We start from the raw sequence: 22874 nt of genomic DNA, 5'->3' as shown, positions 1-22874 counted from the left end.
GAACCGGACGCAGTTCACATCTACCGCACGGCCTCGAACTCATGACCGCAAGCCAGGCAGTGGCTCAGCCATTCACCGAGAAATACATTGAGCTGGGCCTTCTCGTCCGGCTGGTGCATGAAGGCATTCGGATACGGATAGATGCCACGAAAGCGCCGAGCGTGCTCGGCACTGATGACCTCGGCCATGCGCGCGTCGTGGTAGACCTGGACCTCCAGCTGCGGCACCGGCAGCCAGGGCAGGCTGTGCTCCTGACGCACCTGCAGGGTGGTGGTGTAGGGACAGGCCAGCAGCACCTCCAGCGCCAGCACGCCCAGCATCTGGTCGCCCTGGGTCACCGCGATCCGCCGCGCCACCGGCTGGTTGCGCATGTCGGGCAACAGGCGCATCAGTCGGGCATAGTTCGCCTCGCAGGACGCTTGCAGCCCCACGAGATCGACCCGATAGCGATCGCGCACTTTGTTTACGACCATAACCCCCTCACTTCAACGCGGTTCAAAGCCAGCCATTGCAAGGCAATAATGCTCGCCGCGTTGGAAATCCGCCCATCCCTTACCGCCTGCAGTGCGTCTTCGAAAGCCCAGACCGACACACGGATATCCTCCGCCTCTTCCTCCAGCCCGTGCAGACCACCGGCACCGCTGCTGTCGCAGCGCCCCAGGTACAGATGCACGAACTCGGTACTGCCCCCCGGCGACGGGAAATACTGGATCATCGGCCACAGCGCGGAGAATGTCAGTCCAGCTTCCTCCTGCGCCTCGCGGTGAGCAACTTCTTCCGGCTGCTCGTCCTTGTCGATCAGACCGGCGACCAGCTCGATCAACCAGGGGGTCGCGGTTTTCCCCATGGCGCCGACGCGAAACTGCTCGATCAACACCACTTCATCGCGTTGCGGATCGTATGGCAGGACGCAGACAGCATCGTGACGGACAAAGATTTCACGACTGATTTCGCGCCCCATGCCACCGGCGAACAGCTCGTGGCGCAGGTGCACACGGTCGAGCTGATAAAAACCCTGGAAGCATTTCTCGCGCCGAACGATATCGACAGTGGTCGGCGTGGTGTTGGCAAAGTCCGTCATAGCAATCCTCGTTTCCTGCAATTCGATCCGAGGCTCCCCCTCGACTTCGCGCCATCCTAACGCGCCGCTGACCGATGATGCAGCCCCTTTGCCATCAGCGGGATAGACGGCAAGGGGGCAAACCTAATCTAATTGCCTCTATTGAGCTTAGTGGCGAACTGATTGCCCCGCAGGCAGTCGAAGCCGGTAACTTTTGCCTACCTCTGGTTTATCAAGGACGCACATGTCGCTTCTTAAAATCGCCTCCGTGGCTTGCCTGGCCCTGACTCTGGGCGCCTGCCAAAGCCTGTTCCAACCCAGCTATCAAAAGCCCCTGCAAAGCACCAGCGACAAGTCGGAACAGATCAAGCCCGGCTGCAGCAATCAGGATTGCCCGCTGGTGAACATCGACACCGTGCACTTCGCCGACGAGCCGCAGCTGGATGCGCTGATTGAAAAGCGCCTGCTGCAGATGACCCGCACCACCGCGGACCAGGCCGTGCCAGCGACGCTGAGCGCCTATCGGGAGAAGTTCCTGCGCGAGGCCGACAGCCGCAACAGCATGTACCTGCAAGCCAAGGTACGCGAACAGCATGACGGCCTGGTGATCATCGAACTGGCCAGCTACCTGGACACCGGCGGCGCCCACGGCACGCCCGGTCGCGGCTTCATCAACTACTCCCGCGAGCTGCACAAGGAACTGACCCTGTCCGACATGCTGCGCCCGGGCCAGGAAGCCGCGTTCTGGAAAGCCGCCCAAGTGGCTCACAACAGCTGGCTGATCAGCACCAAGCTGGACCAGGAGCCGGAGTTCATCAAGAGCTGGCCGTTCCAGAAAACCCCGAACGTGGCGCTGACCTACGGCGGCGTGATCCTCAAGTACAACGTGTCGGTGATCGCGCCTTACGCGCTGGGCCACATTGAACTGAAGATCCCTTACAACCGCCTGAACGGCATTCTCAAGCCCGAGCTGTTTCCTGGCCGTGGCTGAAGGCCCATCCCAGCAGCCCCTGCAGCAGCCCTGCCAACACCAGTGACGGCAGGGTTGCGCCAACATCCGGATAGAAGTTGGCCAGCAGGTGATAGGTGCTGACCCCGCCCAGCCAGGCCAGCAACGCCGGCCAGCGCCACCCCACGGACAGTTCCTGTGCACTGCGCTTGCGCAGGATGAAGTGATCCACCAGCACCACGCCGAACAGCGGCGCGAACACCGAGCCGATCAGCAGCAGGAAGTTCTGATACTGGGCCAACGGCGCCAGGCAGGCGATCAGAGTGCAGAGCACGCCAATGGCCAAAGCCAGGTGCTCGACTTTCAGACGCAACAGAATGCCGCAGGAAACCGCGGCCGAATGGATATCGGCAAAGGCGTTTTCCGACTCGTCCAGCAGGATCAGCAACAGCGGAATCCCCAGGCCCGCGCCGGCCAAAGCCAGCAGCAGCGCATTGACTTCGCCACTCGGCGCAAAGGCCAGGGTGTAGGCCACGCCCAGGCTCATCAACCACAGATTGCCGATAAAGAACCCCAGCGCCGTACCACCAAAGACATTGCGCGCACGCTTGCCGAACCTTGAGTAGTCGGCAATCAGCGGCAACCACGACAGCGGCATGGCGATCGCGATATCGAAGCCCACGCCGAGCGGCATGGAGCCGTCGCCGGCCTGGGCCCAGAGCGCGGCCAGATCGGCCTTGGCGAACAGGTTCCAGGTCAGCCACAGGCAGGCCGCCAACAGCAGCCAGATGCCCCACTTGCGCAGGACCTTGCGCACGAAAGTCAGCGGCCCGCTGACCGCGAGCAAAGTCGCCAGTGCGCCGAAAAACAGGGTCCAGAGCAAAGGACTGGCCAGCAGGCTGCCTTCGCTGAACGCACGAGTGCCCAACAGGCTGGCGGCATCGCGCATGACGATGATCTCGAACGAGCCCCAGCCCACCAGTTGCAACAGGTTGAGCAACGCCGGCAGGCTCGCGCCGTAAGTACCGAGGCTGAGCTTGAGCGCCGCCATGGACGACAGGCCGGTATCGCTGCCGATCACCCCGACCGCCGCGAGCAGCAAGACGCCGACCGCCGTACCGAGAAAGATCGCCAGCAAGGCACCGGACAGGCCCAGGCCTGGCGCCAGCAGCGCGCCGGTCTGCAACACCATCAGGCCGATGCCGAGGGAAAACCACAGGGAAAACAGATCGCGCGCGCCGAATACGCGCCTGTCTGCGGGGACCGCGGTGTCTGGTGAATAAGTGTTCAAGACGGTTATCTCGGGGCAGGAAAAGGGCGCGTTAGCTGCAAGCCTCAAGCTGCAAGAAAAAGCAGGACCACTTTTGCCTTTAACTTGCAGCTTGCAACTTGTCGCTTAAACCTTCTTGTACAGCTGGCTGCCTTCCTGCTTGAAGCGCTCAGCCTGCTCCGCCAGCCCCTTGGCGACATCCACGTCCACCGCTTCGATGCGCTGGTTGGCCGCGTACTCACGGACCTCCTGGGTGATTTTCATCGAGCAGAACTTCGGCCCGCACATGGAGCAGAAGTGCGCGACCTTGGCCGAATCCTTGGGCAGGGTCTCGTCGTGGTAGGCGCGCGCGGTGTCCGGGTCGAGGCCGAGGTTGAACTGGTCTTCCCAACGGAATTCGAAACGCGCCTTGGACAGCGCGTTGTCACGGATCTGCGCACCCGGGTGACCTTTCGCGAGATCCGCAGCGTGCGCGGCGATCTTGTAGGTGATGATCCCAGTCTTCACGTCATCCTTGTTCGGCAGGCCCAGATGCTCCTTCGGCGTCACGTAGCAGAGCATGGCGCAGCCGAACCAGCCGATCATCGCCGCGCCGATACCGGAGGTGATGTGGTCGTAGCCCGGGGCGATGTCGGTGGTCAGCGGGCCGAGGGTGTAGAACGGCGCCTCGTCGCAGCACTCCAGCTGCTTGTCCATGTTCTCTTTGATCAGTTGCATCGGCACGTGGCCAGGGCCTTCGATCATGCACTGCACGTCATGCTTCCAGGCGATCTTGGTCAGCTCGCCGAGGGTTTCCAGCTCGCCGAACTGCGCTTCGTCGTTGGCGTCGGCGATCGAGCCCGGACGCAGGCCGTCGCCCAGCGAGAAGCTGACGTCGTAGGCCTTCATGATTTCGCAGATTTCGTCGAAGTGGGTGTAGAGGAAGTTTTCCTTGTGATGCGCCAGGCACCACTTGGCCATGATCGAACCGCCGCGGGAGACGATGCCGGTCACGCGCTTGGCGGTCAGCGGCACATAGCGCAGCAGCACGCCGGCGTGGATGGTGAAGTAGTCGACGCCCTGCTCCGCCTGCTCGATCAAGGTGTCGCGAAACAGCTCCCAGGTCAGGTCTTCGGCCACGCCGTTGACCTTCTCCAGCGCCTGGTAGATCGGCACGGTACCGATCGGCACTGGCGAGTTGCGGATGATCCACTCACGGGTTTCGTGGATGTGCTTGCCGGTGGACAGGTCCATGACGGTGTCCGAACCCCAGCGGATGCCCCAGGTCAGCTTCGCCACTTCTTCTTCGATGGACGAACCCAGGGCGCTGTTGCCGATGTTGCCGTTGATCTTCACCAGGAAGTTGCGGCCGATGATCATCGGTTCCAGTTCGACGTGGTTGATGTTGGCCGGAATGATCGCGCGACCGCGGGCGATTTCCTCACGGACGAACTCGGGGGTGATTTCTTTCGGGATGCTGGCGCCGAAGCTGTGGCCGGCGTGCTGTTGATCGAGCAGACCCGCGGCGCGAGCCTCTTGCAGCTTCATGTTTTCGCGGATGGCGACGTATTCCATCTCGGCGGTGATGATGCCCTTGCGCGCGTAGTGCATCTGGCTGACGTTGGCCCCGACCTTGGCCCGGCGCGGGTTGTTGACGTGGGCAAAGCGCAGCTTGGTCAGCTCGGGATCGGCGAGGCGTTCCTGGCCGAAGTTGGAACTCAGGCCCGGCAGGCGCTCGGTGTCGCCACGGTCGTCGATCCAGGCCGAGCGCACATCGCCCAGACCGTTGCGCACGTCGATCACCACGTTGGGGTCGGTGTACGGGCCGGAGGTGTCATAGACGGTGACCGGCGCGTTGATCTCGCCGCCGAAGTCGGTCGGGGTCACGTCGAGGCTGATTTCGCGCATCGGCACGCGAATGTCCGGGCGCGAACCCTGGACATAGATTTTTTGCGAGCGGGTAAAGGGCTGAACCGACTGCTCATCGACCTTGGCCGATTCGCTAAGGTGGGTAGCGTTTTTTAATTTTGTAGTCATCACGGGCTCTCCAGACAGCATCCAGGCAGTGGATTTTTGTCGGAGCGAACCTGTAACGAACGGACGCAACCATGGCTGGAGCCAGAGGCGAAAACCAGCTGGTGCAGTGCTTGGTGCTCGAGGGGTGTTCGATTGTCGAACAACATCCCGGACGAAGCACAAGAGGACTCGCCGGGTGACGAGAAATCTTGTTCCCTACGCAGGCGCTAACCTGATCAGGTTCAACGGGATCCGGATTATCCGATCTCAGCCTCATAGCAAGGCACCCCGACAAGAACCCGGCCAGTCTAGACAAAGCCGGTGCAGAACGCCAACCCCACGGCAAACAGCATGATGAATGGCGTAAATGCAGGATTGTTGCCCTTCGCAGGCGCATCTACACTCGCTCAGGTTGCGTCGAACCTTGACGCTGCACAGGCCGAGACTTAGCCTTGGCGCCAGAATTATCCTCGTAATATCAACTCTAGGGATCGCCGAATGCTGCGCAAACTCTCACTGGCCATCGCCGTGTCTTGTGCGTCCAATGGAATGGCCTGGGCAGCAGAAGCGCCCCTGACCACCAAAACCGACCTGGTCAGCGTCTACCAGGAGGCGGTGGACAACAACGCCGACCTCGCCGCCGCCCGCGCCGATTACGACGCACGCAAGGAAGTGGTGCCACAGGCGCGCGCCGGTTTGCTGCCCAACCTCTCGGCCGGTGCCGACCTGAACAACACCCGGACCAAGTTCGACGAGCCGTCGATGACCGCCACCCGCAGCGGCACCGTGTACCAGGCGACCCTGGCCCAGCCGATTTTCCGCGCCGACCGCTGGTTCCAGCTGCAAGCGGCCAAGGACGTCAACGAACAAGCCGCGCTGGAACTCTCGGCCACCGAGCAGAACCTGATCCTGCAAAGCGCCGAGAGCTACTTCTCGGTCCTGCGCGCCCAGGACAACCTGGCCTCGACCAAGGCCGAAGAGGCCGCCTTCAAGCGTCAGCTCGACCAGTCCAACGAACGCTTCGACGTCGGCCTGTCGGACAAGACCGACGTCCTGCAATCCCAGGCCAGCTACGACACCGCGCGGGCCAACCGGATCCTCGCCCAACGCCAGGTGGATGACGCCTTCGAAGCCCTGATCACCCTGACCAACCGCCAGTACAACGCGATCCAGGGCATCGTCCACAGCCTGCCGGTGCTGGCGCCGGCCCCGAATGACGCCAAGGCCTGGGTCGATACCGCGGCCAAGCAGAACCTCAACCTGCTGGCCAGCAACTACGCAGTCAGCGCCGCCGAGGAAACCCTCAAGCAGCGCAAGGCCGGCCACGCCCCGACCCTCGACGCCGTGGCGCAATACAAGAAAGGCGACAACGACGCCCTCGGCTTCAGCAACCCGGCCCCGCTGGGCCAGCGTTACGGCAGTGACGTCGAACAACGCAGCATCGGCCTGCAACTGAGCATTCCGATCTACAGCGGCGGCCTGACCAGCTCCCAGGTCCGCGAGTCCTACTCGCGCCTGACCCAGAGCGAGCAGCGCCGTGAAGCCCTGCGGCGCCAGGTGGTGGAAAACACCCGCAACCTGCACCGCGCGGTGAACACCGATGTCGAGCAGGTCCAGGCCCGGCGCCAGTCGATCATCTCCAACCAGAGCGCCGTGGAAGCCACGGAAATCGGCTACCAGGTCGGTACGCGCAATATCGTCGACGTGCTCGACGCCCAGCGCCAGCTGTACACCTCGGTGCGCAACTACAACAACAGCCGCTACGACTACATCCTCGACAACCTGCGCCTCAAGCAAGCCGCCGGCACCCTCAATCCGGGTGACTTGCAGGACCTGTCGCGCTACCTGAAAGCCGACTACAACCCGGACCGCGACTTCCTGCCGCCGGACCTGGCCAAGGCCGCGGCGGAACAGCTCAAGGCCCGGCCGGGGCAGTAACCTGTAGCCGCTACCGCTGGCTGTGATCCTGTCCGCAGGACACGCAAAAAGGCCACCGCGATTCGATTGAATGGCGGTGGCCTTTTTTACGACCGTTCCGGTCGATCGCAGCCTGCGGCAGCGGCTACAGCAAGCGATCCAACCCGTCGAGCAGACGCTGCAGGGCGCCCTGATTGCTGCGCATCACCCGCAGTCCGGCATCGGCCATCTTCTGCGCATCCCGGGGCAACTCGAACAGGCGCTGCACCGCCACCGCCAGGCCATCGGCATCGTCCACTTCCTGCAGGGCGCCCGCCTCGCGCAGCATCGCCGCGATCTCCAGGAAGTTGAACAGGTGCGGCCCGCTCAGCACCGGCTTGGAAAGGGCCGCCGGCTCCAGCAAATTGTGCCCGCCATTGGGTACCAGGCTACCGCCGACAAAGGCGCTGTCCGCCAGGGCATAGAGAAACAGCAGCTCGCCCATGGTGTCGCCCAGCAGCACCGAGGTGCTGGCGCTGACCGGCTCGGCGCTCGAGCGGCGAATGGTCTCAAAGCCCTGCTGCCGGCACAGCTCGAACACCGGATTGAAACGCTCCGGATGACGCGGCACCAGGATCAGCAAGGCATCCGGGTGGCTGGCCAGCAGTTGGCGATGAGCAGCCAGCACCACGGCGTCTTCGCCTTCATGGGTACTGGCGGCGATCCACACCGGGCGTTCGCCGGCTTGCCATTGCTCGCGCAGCTCGCTGGCGCGCACCAGCAGTTGCGGGTCGACGCTCAGGTCGAACTTGATCGAGCCCGTCACCTCGACTGTTTCCGGGCGCGCGCCCAACTGGCGAAAACGCTCGGCCTCGGCCTCGGTCTGCACCGCGAACAGGCTCATTTCAGCGAGCATCGGTGCGGTCAGCTTGGCAAAGCGCCCATAACCCCGGGCCGAGCGCGCCGACAACCGCCCATTGGCCAGCGCCACCGGAATCCCGCGCCTGGCGCACTGGTGAATGTGATTGGGCCACAGCTCGGTTTCCATGATCACCGCCAGCTTCGGCCGGACCCGATCGAGAAAACGCGCGGCGGCGCAAGGCAGGTCGTAAGGCAGGTAGCAGTGCTGAATGCGCGGCTCGTTGGCGAACAGCGCCTGGATACGTTCCGATCCCGTGGGGGTCATGCAGGTGACCGTGATCGGCAGCTGTGGATAACGCGCCAGCAAGGCACGGATCATCGGCGCGGCGGCGATGCTCTCGCCTACCGACACCGCGTGCACCCAGATCCCGCCCGGCTGCATCGCCGGCAGCCCCCAGGAAAAACGTTCGCCAATCCGCCGGGCATAGGCCGGCGCCTTGCGCGCCCGCAGCCACAGACGAATCGCCACCAATGGCAGCCCCAGGTAAAACAGCGCGGTGTAGAGAGTTCTATTCATGGCGGCGGAGTTTATCGGCTTTTTCAGCCAATCGCCCGCAAGTGCACGGCAAAACGCTCCGCCAGCCAATGCGCCGCCGGCCCCAGGGGTTCATCGCGGCGCCAGACCAGTTCCACCACCAGTGCCGGCGGGGTCCACTCGCTGGCCAACTCGACCATCTGGTTCTGATAGGCCGGGTACTGCACCACATGCCGCGGCAGCCAGGCCCAGCCCAGGCCGCGCATCAGCAGCTCGGCCATCGCGTAGAAGCTGTCGGCGCGCCAGACTTGCGGGCTGACCTGCTCGCCACTGGGGTAAGTGCTCAACTGCGGAGAAATCAACAACTGTCGATGCCGCCCCAGTTGCTGGCGATCCACCTGTTTCTCGCCGGCCAACGGGTGCCCGACCGCGCACACCGTGACCATCTCGACGCTGCCCAGGGCCCGTCGCTCAAGGGCCTCGGACATCTGTTCATGGTGAAACAGCAAACCGAGGTCGGCCCGACGGTCCAACAGCTTGCGCGCCACATCACCCTGGGCGCTGCTGGCCAGTTGAACCTCAAGACTGGGGAAACGTTCGGACAACGCCTCAAGGCTATCGAGCACCGGCTGGAAAGGCATCGCCTCGTCCAGGGCCAGCCGCAAGCGCGCCTCCTCACCCCGCATCAACGCCAGCGCCCGCCCGTTCAAGCGCTCGCATTGGCGCAGCACTTCCCGCGCCTCCGCAAGCAAGGCACGACCCGCCTCGGTGAGTTTCGGCTGGCGACCGCTGCTGCGCTCGAACAAGAGCACGCCGAGATCGGCCTCGAGCAGCGCAATCGCGCTGCTGACCGCCGATTGCGCCTTGTGCTGGTCACGGGCCACCGCGGAAAACGAACGTTGCTCGGCGACGCTGACGAACAGCCGCATCTGCTCCAGATTCCACTGCACATTCATAAGGCAACCCATCTTCAAAACAGATAGGTAATGACTTTACCCCATCTGCACAATCTCTAGAATGCCGACCTCATCAAGCAAGCCCAAACACGAGGACTCTCCCATGAACGCTTACACCTACCTGGCCATCGCCATCTGCGCCGAAGTGATCGCCACTGTTTCGATGAAAGCGGTCAAAGGCCTGAGTACTCCACTGCCGCTGCTGCTGATCATCGTCGGTTACGGCGTGGCCTTCTGGATGCTGACCCTGGTGGTGCGCACCGTGCCGGTGGGCGTGGCTTACGCGGTCTGGGCCGGCATGGGCATTGTCATGGTCAGCGTGGCCGCGCTGTTCCTCTACGGGCAGAAGCTGGATATCCCGGCAATGCTCGGCATGGCCCTGATCGTCCTGGGCGTGGTGGTGATCCAGCTGTTTTCCAAGACCGCCGGGCACTGATCCATGACCACTGCCGCAGGCCCTTCAAGAGCGCGACCGCTTCGCGCTCGATCGCAGCCTTCGGCAGCGGCTACACAAAGCGCTTCGCCAAGCGCGCCCCTGCCAGTTTGATCGCCAACAAAGCCTGCGCGGCTCGAGCCTGTATACTGCGCCCCTAGTCTTGAACACTGAGGTCGCTGCATGCCATCCGTTATTTCCACCGACGTGCTGATTGTCGGCGCCGGAGTCGCCGGCCTCTGGCTGAACGCCCGCCTGCGTCGCCAGGGCTTTTCCACCGTGCTGGTGGAGAGTGCCAGCCTCGGCGGCGGACAAAGCGTCAAGTCTCAGGGAATCATTCACGGCGGCGCCAAGTACGCCCTGCACGGCGCCCTGACCGGCGCCTCGGAAGCCATCGCCGACATGCCGCGCCGCTGGCGCGAGGCCCTGGCCGGCAACGGCGAGCTGGACCTGTCCGGTGTGCGCCTGCTGTCCGAGGCCCATTACCTGTGGTCCCCCGGCACCCTGGCCGGCAACCTCACCAGCTTTTTCGCCAGCAAGGCCGTGCGTGGCCGTGTCGATCAGGTCAAGGGCGACCAGTTGCCGCCGGCCCTGCAGGACCGTCGCTTCAAGGGCAAGGTGTATCGCCTGGCCGAATTGGTGGTGGACGTGCCGAGCCTGATCGGACGCCTGGCCGAACTGGGCGGCGATAGCCTGCTGGCCGGGCAGAAGATCGAACCCCTGCGGGAAAACAGGCAATTGCTGGGCCTGCGGGTCGATGAGCGGGAAATCCGCGCGCAACGCATCGTGCTCAGCGCCGGCGCCGGCAATGCCGAGCTGCTGAACAGCCTCGGCCTGAGCCAGCCGGCCATGCAACGCCGGCCGTTGCACATGGTGATCGTCAAGGGCCCGAGCCTGAAACCGCTGTACGCCCACTGTCTGGGCGGCGGGCCGAAGCCGCGGATCACCGTGACCACCCACCCGGCGGCCGACGGCCAGTGGGTCTGGTACCTCGGCGGCGACATCGCCGAAGCCGAAGGCGTGGCGCGCGAGCCGGCGGCGCAGATCGCGGCCGCCCAGAAAGAACTCGGCAACCTGTTGCCATGGGTCGATCTCAGCCAGGCGCAATGGGCCACCCTGCGGGTGGACCGCGCCGAGCCCGCGCAGTCGGGCCTGACCCGTCCGGACAATGCCTTTCTCGCCGAACAGGACCGCCTGCTGGTCGGCTGGCCGACCAAGCTGGCCCTGGCCCCGGACTTCGCCGACCGGGTGTTCGCCGCCCTCGAGCGCGACGGTATCAAGCCGGGCCCCGCGACTGCGTTGCCGACGCTGCCGAAACCCGCCATCGCGCAACCGGCCTGGGAGCAACTGCTGCCATGAGCCAAGCGACCCTGCACGACCTGCATCGCCCCTTCGGCAGCACCGGGCTGCTGGTCTCCCCACTGGGCCTGGGCACCGTGAAGCTCGGGCGCGACCAAGGGGTGAAGTACCCCAACGGCTTCCAGATTCCGGATGACGCCGAAGCCCGCATGCTGCTCAAGCTGACCCGCGACCTGGGCATCAACCTGATCGACACCGCGCCGGCCTATGGCCGCAGCGAGGAGCGCTTGGGCCCGCTGCTGCGCGGGCAACGCCAGGACTGGGTGATTGTCAGCAAGGTCGGCGAAGAGTTCGAAAACGGCCTGTCGCGCCACGACTTCAGTGCCGCGCATACCCGCCTGTCGGTGGAGCGCAGCCTGCAGCGCCTGGAAACCGACTTCATCGACCTGGTGCTGGTGCATTCCGACGGCAATGACCTGCACATCCTTGAGCAGTGCGAGGTGTACCAGACGCTGGCCGAGCTCAAGCAGGAAGGCAAGATCCGTGGCTTCGGCCTCTCCGGGAAAACCGTCGAGGGCGGCCTCAAGGCCCTGGAACAAGGTGACTGTGCCATGGTCACCTACAATCTGAACGAACAGAACGAGCGAGCCGTCATCGATTACGCCACAGCCCACGGCAAGGGCATTCTGGTGAAAAAAGCCCTGGCCAGCGGCCATGTGTGCCTGAGCCCCGGTGTCGACCCGGTGCGCGCCAGCTTCGAACTGCTGTTCGATCAACCGGGCGTCGCCAGTGCTATTGTCGGGACCATCAATCCGTTGCACCTGGCCCATAATGTCGCCACTGTCGCGCAGGTGTTGCGCAAGAACTGATGCCGCCCACGCGGCCGACCCCGACGCAAGAAGGAGCCGACATGCCGCGTACGCTCATAAGAAAGAACCCCAGCAACTTCAAGACCCTGCCGCTGTTCGTCGAAGCGACGCCCGAAGGCCTCAGCTACCAGAGCGTCGGCATGCCGCTAAACTTTGCGCAGACCCTGCAGCGCCGGCGCCCGGTTGCGGTGGCCGACGCCGAGCGCTTCGCCCTGGAGCTGGCCAACCTCGGCGTCTCGGTACGCCTGACCCTGCATTGGCAGAACCGCGACTATTGGGTGCTGGTGCGCCAGCGCCGGCAGGATCGCGGCGACGTGGTGCTCAAGCTGATTTCCGGCTACGTCCCGGCCCATGAGCTGAACCTGCCGCTGCATACCGCCATCCAGGAAATCGCCGAGGAATGCCTGCTGGAAACCCCGGAAGGCTGGCTCGGCGGGCGCTTCAACGACACCTGGCTGCCCGCCCCTTACTCGGCGGCCCTGCATTATCGCGAGGCCCTGCCCTTTCGCCTGACACCGCTATCAGGCGCGGCACGCCCGGTGCGCTGCGCCAACCTGCAGTTGCTGGAACGGCCGCGGGCCTATGTGCACCTGCCCACCGCTTCACTGCAACTGATCTATGACCTGCGCCTGGACGTGCCGAAAGAGGCCAAGTCCCTGAGCCTGTTCCATGTCGACGAACGCCTGGAGGGCGACCAGCTGGTGGCTCGCCTGGATCGCAAGCGCCCGGACCTGTACCTGATGCCACTCAAGGACGGTCAGCCCTGCGCCGAGCTCTATACGTTGAAGAAGGATCAGTTGCACCCGGCGAGCACCCGCGGCCTGTATCTGGCCGAAAGCTTCGCTCGGCAGCAAGGCTGGCTGGTGCGTGACGAGCGGATTCGCTGGAAGGACTGGCTGAAGCAGCAGGGATTGAGCGCGCCGGAGAAGGACTCCAAACTCCAGCGTCTTACCGGCAAGGCACGGCAGATATTGCGCAAGATGGTACCGACCAAGACCAGCCGGCAACGTTGAGCGCCTCCCGCCCACTCCAGCTTTCGCGAGAGTGGGCGGATTGGCGGCAAGCCTTATTCGGTCTTGCGGATCTTCTCGACTATGGCCGTGGTGGAACTGTTCTCCACCAGGCCCAGCACCTTCACCACACCGCCATAAGCCTTGACGATATCGGCGCCGACCACCTGGTCGACCGAGTAATCCCCGCCTTTGACCAGCACGTCCGGCTTGACCTGGGCCAGCAGGTTTTCCGGAGTACCCTCGGGGAAACTGATGACCCAGTCCACCGCGCCCAGGCCGGCCAGTACTGCCATGCGCCGGTCGACGCTGTTGATCGGACGGCCCGGCCCTTTCAGGCGGCTGACCGAGGCATCGTCGTTGATCGCCACGATCAGGCGATCGCCTTGGGCCCGCGCCTGCTCGAGGTAGGTCACGTGGCCGGCATGGAGGATGTCGAAACAGCCGTTGGTGAAGACGATCTTCTCTTTGTGCGCACGCGCATCGTCGATCGCCAGCAGCAGCTGGTCGAGGCTCAGCACACCGCGCTCGGAACCTTCTTCACGCTGGATCGCGCGACGCAGCTCCGGTGCGCTGATGGCCGCGGTACCCAGCTTGCCGACCACGATGCCGGCGGCCAGGTTGGCCAGGGCCACCGCGTGCGGCAGCTCTTCACCCGCCGCGATTGCCGCCGCCAGGGTAGAAATCACTGTATCGCCGGCACCGGTGACGTCGAACACTTCACGGGCCCGGGCCGGCAAGTGCAGCGCCGGGTGGTCGGGACGCAGCAGGGTCATGCCGTGTTCGCCACGGGTCACCAGCAAGGCGCCCAGTTCCAGGTCGTGCATCAGCTTGGCGCCTTTGCTGACCAGGTCGTGCTCGTCGATGCAACCGCCGACTATGGTTTCGAACTCGCTGAGGTTCGGGGTGATCAGGCTGGCGCCGCGGTAAATCGAAAAGTCCTTGCCTTTCGGGTCCGCCAGCACCGGGATGCCACGGGCACGCGCGGCCTGGATCAGCGCCTGATGATTCCTCAGGGCTCCCTTGCCGTAGTCGGACAACACCAGCACCTTGATGCCGTCCAGCAACCGGTCGACTTCAGCGCCCAACGCCAGGGCGTCGGTGGCGAAAGGTTCTTCGAAATCGATACGCAGCAGTTGCTGGTGCCGGCTCATGACCCGCAGCTTGACGATGGTCGGCTGGTGGGCAATGCGTTGGAACAAGGCGCGTACGCCCGCCCCCTCAAGACTGTTGGAGAGACTGTCGGCAGCCTCGTCGTCGCCGGTGACGCCAACCAGCGAGGCCGGTGCGCCGAGCGCGGCAATGTTCAAGGCAACGTTCGCGGCACCGCCCGGGCGGTCCTCGATTTGCTCGACCTTGACTACCGGTACCGGCGCCTCAGGGGAAATCCGTGAGGTACCACCATGCCAGTAACGGTCGAGCATGACATCGCCGACCACCAAGACAGGGGCTTGATCGAATCGCGGCATGGACAACTTCATGGAGCAACCCACATACAAAATGAACAGGGGCGCGATATTAACACAGGGTGAACGCTGCCTAGTTCTACCGCTGCACGAGTATTCACGATCGCCCCAAACTGTTCATTTATTGAGCAAAAGCGCCATGAGCCGGTCTGTCGCGCAGGCCAGTCCAACCGTTTCGGTATCGATCTCGCAGTCAGGATCCAGTGGCGCTTCATAGGGGCTGTCGAGCCCGGTGAAGTCCCGGATACGCCCTTCGCTCGCCGCCTGATAGAGGCCTTTGGGATCGCGTCGGGCACAGACAGCGAACGCAGTGCTCACGTACACCTCGAGAAATTCGTCCGCCGCGAACAAGGCCCGGGCAGCGGCGCGCTCCGCGCGAAACGGTGATATCGCCGAAACGATCACGATCAACCCCGCCTCCACCATCAACCTCGCCACCTCGGCCAGGCGCCGGATATTTTCCTTGCGCGCCTCGGTGTCCATGCCCAGGTCACGACACAGGCCACCGCGCACGTTGTCGCCATCGAGGACAAAGGTATGCAGGCCCTGCCCGTTCAACCGCAACTCCAGCAGGTTGGCCAGGGTCGATTTGCCGGCGCCGGACAAACCGGTCAGCCAGATACAGCTCGGGCGTTGCTGCTTGAGCGCCGCCCGCTCGATCGCGGTCAGGGACAGGCTGCTGGGGCGGATGTCCGGTTGTGGGCAACGCGGTGGCAGGGGCTCATTCATAGCCGAGCATCTCGTAGTCGCGCTGGTAGGCCCGACGCACCAGTCGTCGGGTGCGCACCGTGCAGAAGTCCCGGGCAGGCGCCTCGCTCCGTTGCCGCGATTCATTGAGATGCGGCAGAGTCCTGCTCACGCCCAGATGCTCGCTGAGCAACTGATAGTCGCGCTGCAGGTGCTCCTGATAGCCGATGAAGTCCATGTCCAGGCGTCCCATGGAGTCCACCAGGAAGTCGGTCTGCGGGGCGAAGTGCAGTTGCTTGTGGATATTTTCCGGGTGCAGCCAGCGACCGACAAAATCATCGAAATCGCGATAGTGGCTGACCAGCCGCTGAGCGGCCTGGTCGCGACGACTGAGCTCGTTGCCACGCAGAAAGGCATAGGCCGAATAGGCCCGCTCCAGGGGATCGCGGACCACGGCGAACTTGAAACTGCTGGCGAATTGCTGGGGAAACTGTTGCTCGTACCAGTACAGGGGCAGATGGCCGGGCGTCCAGCCGTCGAACAATGCCGAACACAGGCTGCTCCCCGCGCACTTGGGCACATGGATGAACACACAACCGCGCTGACGGAATGGCGCCGGAAAACGGACGTTGGCGGACATGGCCTTGTTCACCACCTGCCGGTCCACCACCGACAGGCGCCCAAGCAAAAACGCCCGTTGCGACTTGGGCAATAACTTCCACAGATAACGTTGCAGCATTCCAGTACCCGCGCGACGGGGTTGGCCCCCTCGATTCAGTCGACGATTGAGGCTGGAACCATAACAAGCACGAGGCGCTGGATTATTTAGGCTTGGTCAAGACTGTAAGGGGCGGGATACAAAGACCGCCGGCGCATTGCACGCCGGGGCTGTTTCCAGGGTGGGCAGTGCCCACCCGGGCGCTGGCTCAGGCAATGCCTTCGGAGGCAGGCTCGTCCAGGCCCATGGCATGCAGACGCGAGTAGTAGCCGTTCTGCGCCAGCAGGTCGACATGAGTACCGCGCTCGACGATCCGCCCCTGATCCATGACCAGAATCAGGTCGGCCTTCTCGATGGTCGACAGGCGGTGTGCGATCACCAGGGTGGTGCGCCCCTTCATCACCTTGTCCAGGGCCGCCTGGATATGCCGCTCGGATTCGGTATCCAGGGCCGAGGTAGCCTCGTCGAGAATCAGCAACGGCGCATTCTTCAACAGGGCTCGGGCAATCGCCAGACGCTGGCGCTGACCGCCGGAGAGCAGCACGCCGTTCTCGCCGACCTGGGTGTCCAGGCCTTCGGGCAACTGCGAAATGAAGTCCATGGCATAGGCATCCGTCGCCGCCTTCTCGATGTCTTCCCGCGGCGCCCCGGCCAGGTCGCCATAGGCAATGTTGGCGGCCACGCTGTCGTTGAACAGGGTCACATGCTGGGTCACCTGGGCCACATGCCGGCGCAGGTTGCGCAGGCGGTAATCCTCGATTTCCACGTCATCGAGGAGAATCTGCCCCGTTTCGTGGTGATAGAAGCGCGGAATCAGGCTGGCCAGGGTCGATTTGCCGCTGCCGGAGCGGCCGACCAGCGCGATCATCTGCCCGGGAGCCGCGCAGAAGCTGATGTCCTTCAGCACTTCCCGGTCGGTGCCCGGATAGGTGAAGCTCAGGTTGCGCACGTCCAGGCGACCCTCGATGCGCTCACGCTCGATCTGTCCCCGATCGACTTCAGGCTCGACGTCCAGCTGTTCGAAGATGCTTTCCGCGCCCGCCACGCCTTTCTGGATGGTCGAACTGACTTCCGAGAGCTGGCGAATCGGCTTGGGCAGCAGGCCCGCCGCGGTGATGTAGGCCACCAGGTCGCCCGCGGTGGCATCGCCACGCAGGAACAGCACCAGGAACATCAACACCGCCATGGCGGAGTAGATCACCAACTGCAGCATCGGCGTGTAGACCGCACCGGTCTTGGTCATACGCAGCTGTTTATCGGTGTTGCTCTGACTGGCGTCGACGAAACGCTGCTGCTCGTAGCTTTCGCCACCGAAGCTGCGAACCACGCGATAGCCTTGAATGGTCTCGGAGGCCACATGGGTCACATCGCCCATCGCCACCTGGATCTTCTTGCTCTGCTTGCGGAATTTCTTGCTGGTACTGCCAACCATGATCGCAATCAACGGCAGGATCGCCAGCATCACCAGGGTCAGCTTCCAGTTCATCCACAACAGGTAAACGAACAGGAACACTACCGTCAGGCCTTCGCGAATCACCACCTTGATGGCGTCGGTGGCGGCACCGGTGACCATGGTGACGTTGAAGGTGATGCGGGAAATCAGATGCCCGGAGTTATGGGTATCGAAATAGCGGTTCGGCAGGACCAGCAGCTTGTTGAACAGCTCGACCCGCAGGTCATGCACCAGCCCCAGGGAAACCTTCGCCAGGTAGTAGTTGCCGAGGAAAGAGCCGAGCCCCTGCCACGCCGCGATCAGGATGATCAGCAGCGGCACCGCCATCAATAGTTGCAAGTCGCGCAGATAGGGAACGTTGGGGAAGAGCACCGCTTCGGGATTGCTCAAGCCGTCGACGAAATATTTGAGAATGCCCGCCAGCATCGGCTGGGTGGATGCAAATATCACGAAGCCCACGATACTCAGCAGGAAAATGCCTATGTAGGGTTTTACATACCCCAACAGCCGAAAATAGATTTTCAGGCTGGAATCCTGTTCCGCTTTGAGCGGTGCATCACTCATCGTCGAGCTCACTGTTTAGGAGGAACGCGGGATTTTATCACAGCCTGTGTGACCGCCCCGTGCCCAGACCAAAACAGTGGCCAGACCGATCGGCAGCCAACTGATGAACCATTCGGCGCGAGGGGTCCCCGTCAGGCTCGCAGCATCGAACTGCATGGCCAGGAAAGAGAACAGCCAGATCCCGATGACGCCCCGACCATAAAGCGTTTCACGGGCGCGCCAGGCTTCGCGCAAGACGGCAAACCAGGCCACGATCCAGAGCAATAGTCCGGGGATACCCAGTTCAATGGCAATGTGGGTGAACAGGTTGTGAGCATGGTCGAATGTCAAACCGTCGACCAGCACGTCATAGCTCGAGCCCAGGCCGAGGCCTGTCCATGGATGTTCGGCGATCATCTGCAGACTGGCCATCAGAATCTGCGGGCGAAAGGAAACCCCACGTGCCATGACCAAAGGTTCGAGAAACCAGAACGCCAGCATCGCCAGCAACAATGCCGCGGCCGCGAACATACGGCTGAGTCGGTCGCGGCACCAGATCGGCATCGCCAACACGGTCAGGAATAGAGCCAGGGCAGCACCACGGCTCTGGCACAACACGACGAACGCGCCGAGCAGCGCCAACGCTACCAGCCATACCGCTTGAAGAGAACGAGTGCGCGGCATCCAATGCAGCAACCAGATAGCAGTGAGGCCAATGACATAACCGCCCAGGATCGGATGGCCCAACTCGCCCAGCCCTTCCAGGCGTCCCCACCAGACATTTCCATGAATCCAGTAGAACTGGATAATGGACAGTAAAGCCGTCACCGCAAGCCCTATGCCGCCCCACTGCATGACAGTAATCACCCGCTCCGGGCGGGCATTGGCGAAAATCGGGAAGAACAGCAGGAACACCGCGATGTACAGCAAGCGCTTGGCCTCGCGTGACGGGTCCGCCGCTTGCGTCCATGTCAGGCTGATCAGCCCCCATATCGCCAGTCCCAGCAATGCCAGACCAATCCAGCGCTGGGAACGCCACCATTCGATCAGACGCTCACGTGCGGACCAGGCCAGAATCATTGCCGGCAACCACAGGAAGGCCACCAGCCCCTGCTGGTAGATCTTGTTGGTGGGCGCCAGTGCGATGGCCAGCAAAAACCATAGCAACCCGATTGTCATCCATACTTGCGCCCAACGTGTGGCCTGCATCTATTCGCTCCTAAATGGTTCACCAGCCAAACCGGCATGGTTAAAACAACAACTTTTCGGCATCATTGCCCGTCACTGTGCCCGCCACTTCGACAAGGCTTCCTACGATGCAATGCTCCCGGCTTCCCCAAGCCACTTTGAATCAGATGATTGAAGGCGCCAGGATTCTGGAGGCCGACAGTTACGGCCCGAAAGTCTACCTGTTGCAGGATGGGAATATTCTGAAACTGTTCCGGCGCAAGCGTCTTTTTTCATCCGCCCTGTTTCGGCCCTATTCGACGCGCTTCATCGACAACGCCGCACGCCTGGAACAACTCGGCGTTCCCACGCTGCAGGTTCTGGACTTCTACCGCCTGGAACAACCCGGCATGACCGCGGTGCTTTACCGACCGCTGCCAGGCGAAACCCTGCGCCAGGTCGCCAGCAAGGAAGGCTTCGACTGGCAGCAGACCTTGCCGGCCCTGGTCGAGCTGATTCGTAGCCTGCATACCTCGGGGATCTACTTTCGCTCGCTGCACCTGGGCAACATCGTCATCACCCCGGATAACCGCTTCGGCCTGATCGACGTGGCCGACATGCGCTTCTTCCGCGGGCCATTGCCGCGCCATTTGATCAAACGCAACCTGCAACACTTCGCCCGCTATATTGCCCGGGAGAAGCTGAATGGGAGCTTTCCGATACAAGCATTGGAACAGGCCCTACTTTCGGCATGACAGCAGGGTAGTGGCCGCCTGGCTGAAGCGCTGCCAGGCCAGGTCGGGGGCCAGAGCAGCGTACTGATCCGCCGCGATGCTCTGGGCGGGCAGGCCGAGGGCCTGAAGAATCGCCTCTTGCCAGGCGTCGATATCATTCACCGGCGCATAACGCCCGGTTTCAGCCAACTGCTCACGGAACACTGGCAAATCGCTGGTCAATACCGGCACACCGGACATCACTGCTTCCTGCAGGATCAGCCCCAGGCCCTCGTCCAGCGACGGGATGGCCACCCAGTCGAATGCCTTGTAAAGCATCGCCGCATGCTTCAGATGCCCAGGCAGCGAAACCTTGTCTTGCAGGCCCAGCCGGTTGATGCGGGCCTCGAGCGCTGCGCGATTCGAACCCTCGCCGATAATCACCAGACGCATCTCCGGCCGGCTCGCCAGGGCCTTGGCGAAGGCCTCCAACAGGCAAGCAAAACCCTTATCGTCCACCAGACGCCCGACCGCGCCGAATACCGGAGCATCGCCCGCGGGCAGGCCGAGGGTGGCCCGGGCCTCGGCACGCGGTAGCAGCCTTGCGTTGAACTCGTGCGGATTGAACGCGCTGCGCAAGGCCGTCACCGGCATCTGCAAATCGTCTTCGAGGGATGAAGCCAGGGTCTGCGAAACAGCCGCGAGAGTCAGCTGCGAAGCGGGGAACTGCCGGAACAGCTGTTGATCCTTGCGGTGCAAGCGCGTGGAACCATGGATCACCACCACCGCACGCATGTGCGGCAATGACTTGAGGACCGGCAACAAGGTACGCGCCACCCCCAGGCCATCGAGCAACAACACCTGGGCATCGCTTTCCCGCAACGCCTTGCGAAAACTGTCCCGCAGCCAGGGTTTGAGCAAGCGCCAGAAATGCTTGCCCTTCAGCCGCGCCGACGACAGGTTCCACTCCCGGCATTCCCCCACTTCGGCAACGCATCCGGTAGACGAGCCTTGCAGCAGCCAGGTCTTGACCACAGTGCCTGGCTCGGCCTGAGAGAGGATCTGCTGGTGAACCTTGTGAACGGAGGCAAATGCACTGCCGCCTGCCCACATGATGTTGAGAATGCTCATTGGGCACATAGCCCTTTCGCGGTATTCGGGAAAGTGAAACCGGTAGAACTAATTGATAAACCAGCCAATACCGACTCCAACCAACAGGACTAAAACAAGCTTGATTTGCTCGCGACGACTGCGCCGAGCCTTACGCTGCCGCTCGGCGGCAGTCTCCACATGCAGACCGAAGCCTGTATGCAGCACCGCGTCGCCTTCCAGGCTGACAGCTGTCAGGTTCAGCTCAGCATAGCGCTTGGACAGCGCTTTCTCGCCTCCGTGCCCGGCGAAAGGCGCGCACAGTCGATACTCTGCCAGCCGGCGCAAGCCCGGGTTCAGGGAAAAGCTCTGCCACTCGGGTTTGTCGGAGATCAGCGGATAACAAGGCACACCACCGATCAACTCGCGGGCACCCAAGTGGATGTAAGGGCTATGGATTCGCAGGTCGTGGGCATAACTGCGCAACCAGACCTGCAGGATGTCCGGGCGCCGCTCGAGAATCGCTTTCGAATCCTCGACAAAACCCGGGCGGTAGAACTCCCAGTCGTCTTCGCAATGGAAGATGTAGGGGGTCTTGACCTGCTCGTAGGCCAGGTCGATCGACGCCAACTGACCGAGCTTCGGCCGGTTGACGAAGAAGGTACAGTGATCTTTCCAATGGGCAGGCACAGCCGTGCGCACCCGCTCGTCGCCAGCATCTTCGGTGATGAAGACTTCGCGGATCGGCGCGCTGTTGAAGCGATCGAAACTCTCCAGCGTGAGCTTGAGCAGGTCCAGGCGACCGCAACTGGTGACCACCAACGTGATGTCACTCTCTTGACTAAACTGCACTTGATTCTCACCTACGACAAAGTGCGATCACTATTAAGGGCTCGGTGACCGCTGTCAAACACCCAGTTTCGAGCGTACGCGCTCGATAAAGCTCAAGGGTGCACGAGGCCGCAATGCGGGCTGGAGTTCCTCGACGATGCGCTGCCCGATACGGGCGAAGCTGAACTGAGAGACCGCCATATCGCGGCCGTTTCGCGCGATGCTCTGCGCCAGGGCCGGATCGGCGCGCAACATGGCGAGTTTTTCCTGCAATTGCGGGATGTTCTGATAAAAGACCACGTTGTGCAGGTCCTGCAAGCCCAGCGCGCGGTTTTCCGCCTCACCCTGGTCGAATGCCAGCAACACACAGCCACAGGCCATGGCCTCGAAGTTCTTGATCATGTATTCGCCCATGCCGACGTCGGCACTGACGAAAAAGCGGATACGGTTGAGGGTGTCGCAATACTCTTCGCCCGACTTGGTCCGCGTCACCACCAAGGGCTCGACCTGGCCGAGTTCGTCGAGCAGCGCCTTGCGCCCGCTGTAGGCCACGCTGTTGGTGCTGCCGACGAATGCCAGCTCGATATCCCGCTCGCGGCCCTGATCCTGCAGCAGGGTCTGGTCGTAGCCCTTGGGCACGAATACCGCGTCGAAACCTTCCTCGCGCAAGCGCTCGCTGACCATGAACCCCGAACTGATCACCCGTGCCCACGGCAGGCGGCGGTAGTGTGCGCTGAACTTGCCGGTGTACTTGCAGGTTATGTAGTTCTGGTAGGCGTCGTGCTCGAGGATCACCAGGTTGGGAATGCTGCGGATGAAGCTCGCCTGGCGGATTTCCTGCTTGAAACGCAGGAAGAACACGATGCGGTCATAGCGCGATACATCCACCTCACGGCGGAAATAGCCACGCAGGTTGCGCTGCTCGTCACTGCTCAACCACCGCAGGTCGCATTCGCAATGAGCGGCAACGCCTTCGTACAGGCGGTCCAGAATGGCCCGCTGTTCTTTCTGCACCAGAAATAGAACCTTCATCATCTTCCTTGCAGCCGTGAGCAACCGGACAAAAGAGCGAAA

General features: G+C 62.8%; 21 protein-coding genes and 1 riboswitch. Of the genes, 7 read left to right on the top strand and 14 right to left on the bottom strand.

Features of this window, described 5'->3' with window-relative positions:
- Positions 1-20: 20 nt before the first annotated feature.
- Together AC3RCP_RS03880 and AC3RCP_RS03875 are read right to left on the bottom strand one after the other, a co-directional pair.
- Positions 21-473 carry a DUF1249 domain-containing protein gene (locus AC3RCP_RS03880; protein ID WP_007921426.1) on the bottom strand — a complete coding sequence of 151 codons (453 nt, stop codon included), beginning with the start codon at positions 471-473 and terminating at the stop codon, positions 21-23.
- On the bottom strand, positions 464-1081 hold the full coding sequence (locus AC3RCP_RS03875) for an NUDIX domain-containing protein (RefSeq protein ID WP_007921427.1): 618 nt from the start codon (positions 1079-1081) through the stop codon (positions 464-466). Before AC3RCP_RS03875 ends, AC3RCP_RS03880 begins: the two co-directional genes overlap by 10 nt.
- 223 nt (positions 1082-1304) lie before the next feature.
- Between AC3RCP_RS03875 and AC3RCP_RS03870 the strand changes: the two genes are divergently transcribed.
- Positions 1305-2051, top strand: a complete 747-nt coding sequence (locus tag AC3RCP_RS03870) for an RsiV family protein (RefSeq protein WP_007921428.1) — start codon at positions 1305-1307, stop codon at positions 2049-2051.
- Here the strand turns inward: AC3RCP_RS03870 and cytX are convergent.
- Positions 2020-3309 carry a putative hydroxymethylpyrimidine transporter CytX gene (gene cytX / locus AC3RCP_RS03865; protein WP_101339381.1) on the bottom strand — a complete coding sequence of 430 codons (1290 nt, stop codon included), beginning with the start codon at positions 3307-3309 and terminating at the stop codon, positions 2020-2022. The two genes, AC3RCP_RS03870 and cytX, sit on opposite strands and share 32 nt — an antisense overlap.
- A gap of 96 nt (positions 3310-3405) precedes the next feature.
- Entirely contained in the window at positions 3406-5295 is a 1890-nt protein-coding gene (gene thiC, locus AC3RCP_RS03860; protein WP_492571410.1) for a phosphomethylpyrimidine synthase ThiC, read from the bottom strand.
- Between the two features lie 175 nt (positions 5296-5470).
- Positions 5471-5575, bottom strand: a riboswitch (TPP riboswitch).
- 197 nt (positions 5576-5772) lie between these two features.
- Here thiC and AC3RCP_RS03855 point away from each other — a divergent pair.
- Positions 5773-7212 (top strand): TolC family outer membrane protein, encoded by a 1440-nt coding sequence (locus AC3RCP_RS03855; protein WP_009041884.1) that lies wholly within the window; start codon positions 5773-5775, stop codon positions 7210-7212.
- Positions 7213-7336: 124 nt separating this feature from the next.
- Here AC3RCP_RS03855 and waaA read toward each other — a convergent pair whose 3' ends face one another.
- Both waaA and AC3RCP_RS03845 read right to left on the bottom strand, forming a co-directional pair.
- On the bottom strand, positions 7337-8608 hold the full coding sequence (gene waaA, locus AC3RCP_RS03850; protein ID WP_492571409.1) for a lipid IV(A) 3-deoxy-D-manno-octulosonic acid transferase: 1272 nt from the start codon (positions 8606-8608) through the stop codon (positions 7337-7339).
- A 23-nt stretch (positions 8609-8631) separates the two neighbouring features.
- The gene (locus tag AC3RCP_RS03845) at positions 8632-9516 is read right to left on the bottom strand and encodes a LysR family transcriptional regulator (protein WP_162805206.1); all 885 of its coding nucleotides are present in this window, start codon (positions 9514-9516) and stop codon (positions 8632-8634) included.
- Between the two features lie 109 nt (positions 9517-9625).
- Between AC3RCP_RS03845 and AC3RCP_RS03840 the strand changes: the two genes are divergently transcribed.
- The 4 genes from AC3RCP_RS03840 to AC3RCP_RS03825 all read left to right on the top strand — a co-directional run bounded on the left by AC3RCP_RS03840 (position 9626) and on the right by AC3RCP_RS03825 (position 13136).
- Positions 9626-9958 (top strand): DMT family transporter, encoded by a 333-nt coding sequence (locus AC3RCP_RS03840; protein WP_007921448.1) that lies wholly within the window; start codon positions 9626-9628, stop codon positions 9956-9958.
- Positions 9959-10138: 180 nt separating this feature from the next.
- Entirely contained in the window at positions 10139-11314 is a 1176-nt protein-coding gene (locus tag AC3RCP_RS03835) for an NAD(P)/FAD-dependent oxidoreductase (RefSeq protein ID WP_492571408.1), read from the top strand.
- Positions 11311-12123 carry an aldo/keto reductase gene (locus tag AC3RCP_RS03830; protein ID WP_007921452.1) on the top strand — a complete coding sequence of 271 codons (813 nt, stop codon included), beginning with the start codon at positions 11311-11313 and terminating at the stop codon, positions 12121-12123. The genes AC3RCP_RS03835 and AC3RCP_RS03830 overlap by 4 nt, the downstream gene beginning before the upstream one ends.
- 41 nt (positions 12124-12164) lie before the next feature.
- On the top strand, positions 12165-13136 hold the full coding sequence (locus AC3RCP_RS03825; RefSeq protein WP_007921453.1) for a hypothetical protein: 972 nt from the start codon (positions 12165-12167) through the stop codon (positions 13134-13136).
- 53 nt (positions 13137-13189) lie between these two features.
- Here the strand turns inward: AC3RCP_RS03825 and hldE are convergent, their stop codons facing one another.
- The 5 genes from hldE to AC3RCP_RS03800 form a co-directional block, all read right to left on the bottom strand.
- Positions 13190-14614, bottom strand: coding sequence for a bifunctional D-glycero-beta-D-manno-heptose-7-phosphate kinase/D-glycero-beta-D-manno-heptose 1-phosphate adenylyltransferase HldE (gene hldE, locus AC3RCP_RS03820; protein ID WP_007921454.1), 1425 nt, complete (start codon positions 14612-14614; stop codon positions 13190-13192).
- A gap of 102 nt (positions 14615-14716) precedes the next feature.
- Positions 14717-15328, bottom strand: a complete 612-nt coding sequence (gene cysC, locus AC3RCP_RS03815) for an adenylyl-sulfate kinase (protein WP_492571407.1) — start codon at positions 15326-15328, stop codon at positions 14717-14719.
- A complete protein-coding gene (locus tag AC3RCP_RS03810; protein WP_101336659.1) occupies positions 15321-16025 on the bottom strand; it encodes a sulfotransferase family 2 domain-containing protein in 705 nt (234 codons plus the stop codon). Before AC3RCP_RS03810 ends, cysC begins: the two co-directional genes overlap by 8 nt.
- 187 nt (positions 16026-16212) lie before the next feature.
- Positions 16213-18021, bottom strand: a complete 1809-nt coding sequence (gene msbA / locus AC3RCP_RS03805; RefSeq protein ID WP_007922170.1) for a lipid A export permease/ATP-binding protein MsbA — start codon at positions 18019-18021, stop codon at positions 16213-16215.
- Between the two features lie 15 nt (positions 18022-18036).
- The gene (locus tag AC3RCP_RS03800) at positions 18037-19209 is read right to left on the bottom strand and encodes an O-antigen ligase family protein (RefSeq protein ID WP_101336658.1); all 1173 of its coding nucleotides are present in this window, start codon (positions 19207-19209) and stop codon (positions 18037-18039) included.
- A 107-nt stretch (positions 19210-19316) separates the two neighbouring features.
- On the opposite strand from AC3RCP_RS03800, the gene AC3RCP_RS03795 reads away from it, so the two are divergent.
- Complete coding sequence (locus tag AC3RCP_RS03795; protein ID WP_101336657.1) at positions 19317-19922, top strand: BUD32 family EKC/KEOPS complex subunit; 606 nt, start codon at positions 19317-19319, stop codon at positions 19920-19922.
- Here the strand turns inward: AC3RCP_RS03795 and AC3RCP_RS03790 are convergent.
- Genes AC3RCP_RS03790 through AC3RCP_RS03780 form a run of 3 tightly spaced genes read right to left on the bottom strand, consistent with a single transcriptional unit; the run spans position 19908 to position 22832 of the window.
- Positions 19908-21011, bottom strand: coding sequence for a glycosyltransferase (locus tag AC3RCP_RS03790; RefSeq protein ID WP_101336656.1), 1104 nt, complete (start codon positions 21009-21011; stop codon positions 19908-19910). The two genes, AC3RCP_RS03795 and AC3RCP_RS03790, sit on opposite strands and share 15 nt — an antisense overlap.
- Positions 21012-21059: 48 nt before the next feature.
- Positions 21060-21821 (bottom strand): glycosyltransferase family protein, encoded by a 762-nt coding sequence (locus AC3RCP_RS03785; RefSeq protein WP_101336655.1) that lies wholly within the window; start codon positions 21819-21821, stop codon positions 21060-21062.
- Between the two features lie 54 nt (positions 21822-21875).
- Positions 21876-22832, bottom strand: coding sequence for a glycosyltransferase family protein (locus AC3RCP_RS03780; protein ID WP_492571406.1), 957 nt, complete (start codon positions 22830-22832; stop codon positions 21876-21878).
- Positions 22833-22874: the final 42 nt, after the last annotated feature.

The sequence above is a fragment of the Pseudomonas sp. GW822-FHT05A08 genome (genome assembly GCF_058800485.1).
Note: the sequence above shows the minus strand (reverse complement) of the source record. Positions and strands in the feature narration are given on the sequence as shown.

Bases quoted from the DNA above. Each gene is read 5' to 3' on its own strand.
- AC3RCP_RS03880 (WP_007921426.1), bottom strand. From the start codon at position 473: ATGGTCGTAAACAAAGTGCGCGATCGCTATCGGGTCGATCTCGTGGGG.
- AC3RCP_RS03875 (WP_007921427.1), bottom strand. From the start codon at position 1,081: ATGACGGACTTTGCCAACACCACGCCGACCACTGTCGATATCGTTCGG.
- AC3RCP_RS03870 (WP_007921428.1), top strand. From the start codon at position 1,305: ATGTCGCTTCTTAAAATCGCCTCCGTGGCTTGCCTGGCCCTGACTCTG.
- thiC (WP_492571410.1), bottom strand. From the start codon at position 5,295: ATGACTACAAAATTAAAAAACGCTACCCACCTTAGCGAATCGGCCAAG.
- AC3RCP_RS03855 (WP_009041884.1), top strand. From the start codon at position 5,773: ATGCTGCGCAAACTCTCACTGGCCATCGCCGTGTCTTGTGCGTCCAAT.
- waaA (WP_492571409.1), bottom strand. From the start codon at position 8,608: ATGAATAGAACTCTCTACACCGCGCTGTTTTACCTGGGGCTGCCATTG.
- AC3RCP_RS03840 (WP_007921448.1), top strand. From the start codon at position 9,626: ATGAACGCTTACACCTACCTGGCCATCGCCATCTGCGCCGAAGTGATC.
- AC3RCP_RS03835 (WP_492571408.1), top strand. From the start codon at position 10,139: ATGCCATCCGTTATTTCCACCGACGTGCTGATTGTCGGCGCCGGAGTC.
- AC3RCP_RS03830 (WP_007921452.1), top strand. From the start codon at position 11,311: ATGAGCCAAGCGACCCTGCACGACCTGCATCGCCCCTTCGGCAGCACC.
- AC3RCP_RS03825 (WP_007921453.1), top strand. From the start codon at position 12,165: ATGCCGCGTACGCTCATAAGAAAGAACCCCAGCAACTTCAAGACCCTG.
- hldE (WP_007921454.1), bottom strand. From the start codon at position 14,614: ATGAAGTTGTCCATGCCGCGATTCGATCAAGCCCCTGTCTTGGTGGTC.
- cysC (WP_492571407.1), bottom strand. From the start codon at position 15,328: ATGAATGAGCCCCTGCCACCGCGTTGCCCACAACCGGACATCCGCCCC.
- AC3RCP_RS03810 (WP_101336659.1), bottom strand. From the start codon at position 16,025: ATGCTGCAACGTTATCTGTGGAAGTTATTGCCCAAGTCGCAACGGGCG.
- msbA (WP_007922170.1), bottom strand. From the start codon at position 18,021: ATGAGTGATGCACCGCTCAAAGCGGAACAGGATTCCAGCCTGAAAATC.
- AC3RCP_RS03800 (WP_101336658.1), bottom strand. From the start codon at position 19,209: ATGCAGGCCACACGTTGGGCGCAAGTATGGATGACAATCGGGTTGCTA.
- AC3RCP_RS03795 (WP_101336657.1), top strand. From the start codon at position 19,317: ATGCAATGCTCCCGGCTTCCCCAAGCCACTTTGAATCAGATGATTGAA.
- AC3RCP_RS03790 (WP_101336656.1), bottom strand. From the start codon at position 21,011: ATGAGCATTCTCAACATCATGTGGGCAGGCGGCAGTGCATTTGCCTCC.
- AC3RCP_RS03780 (WP_492571406.1), bottom strand. From the start codon at position 22,832: ATGAAGGTTCTATTTCTGGTGCAGAAAGAACAGCGGGCCATTCTGGAC.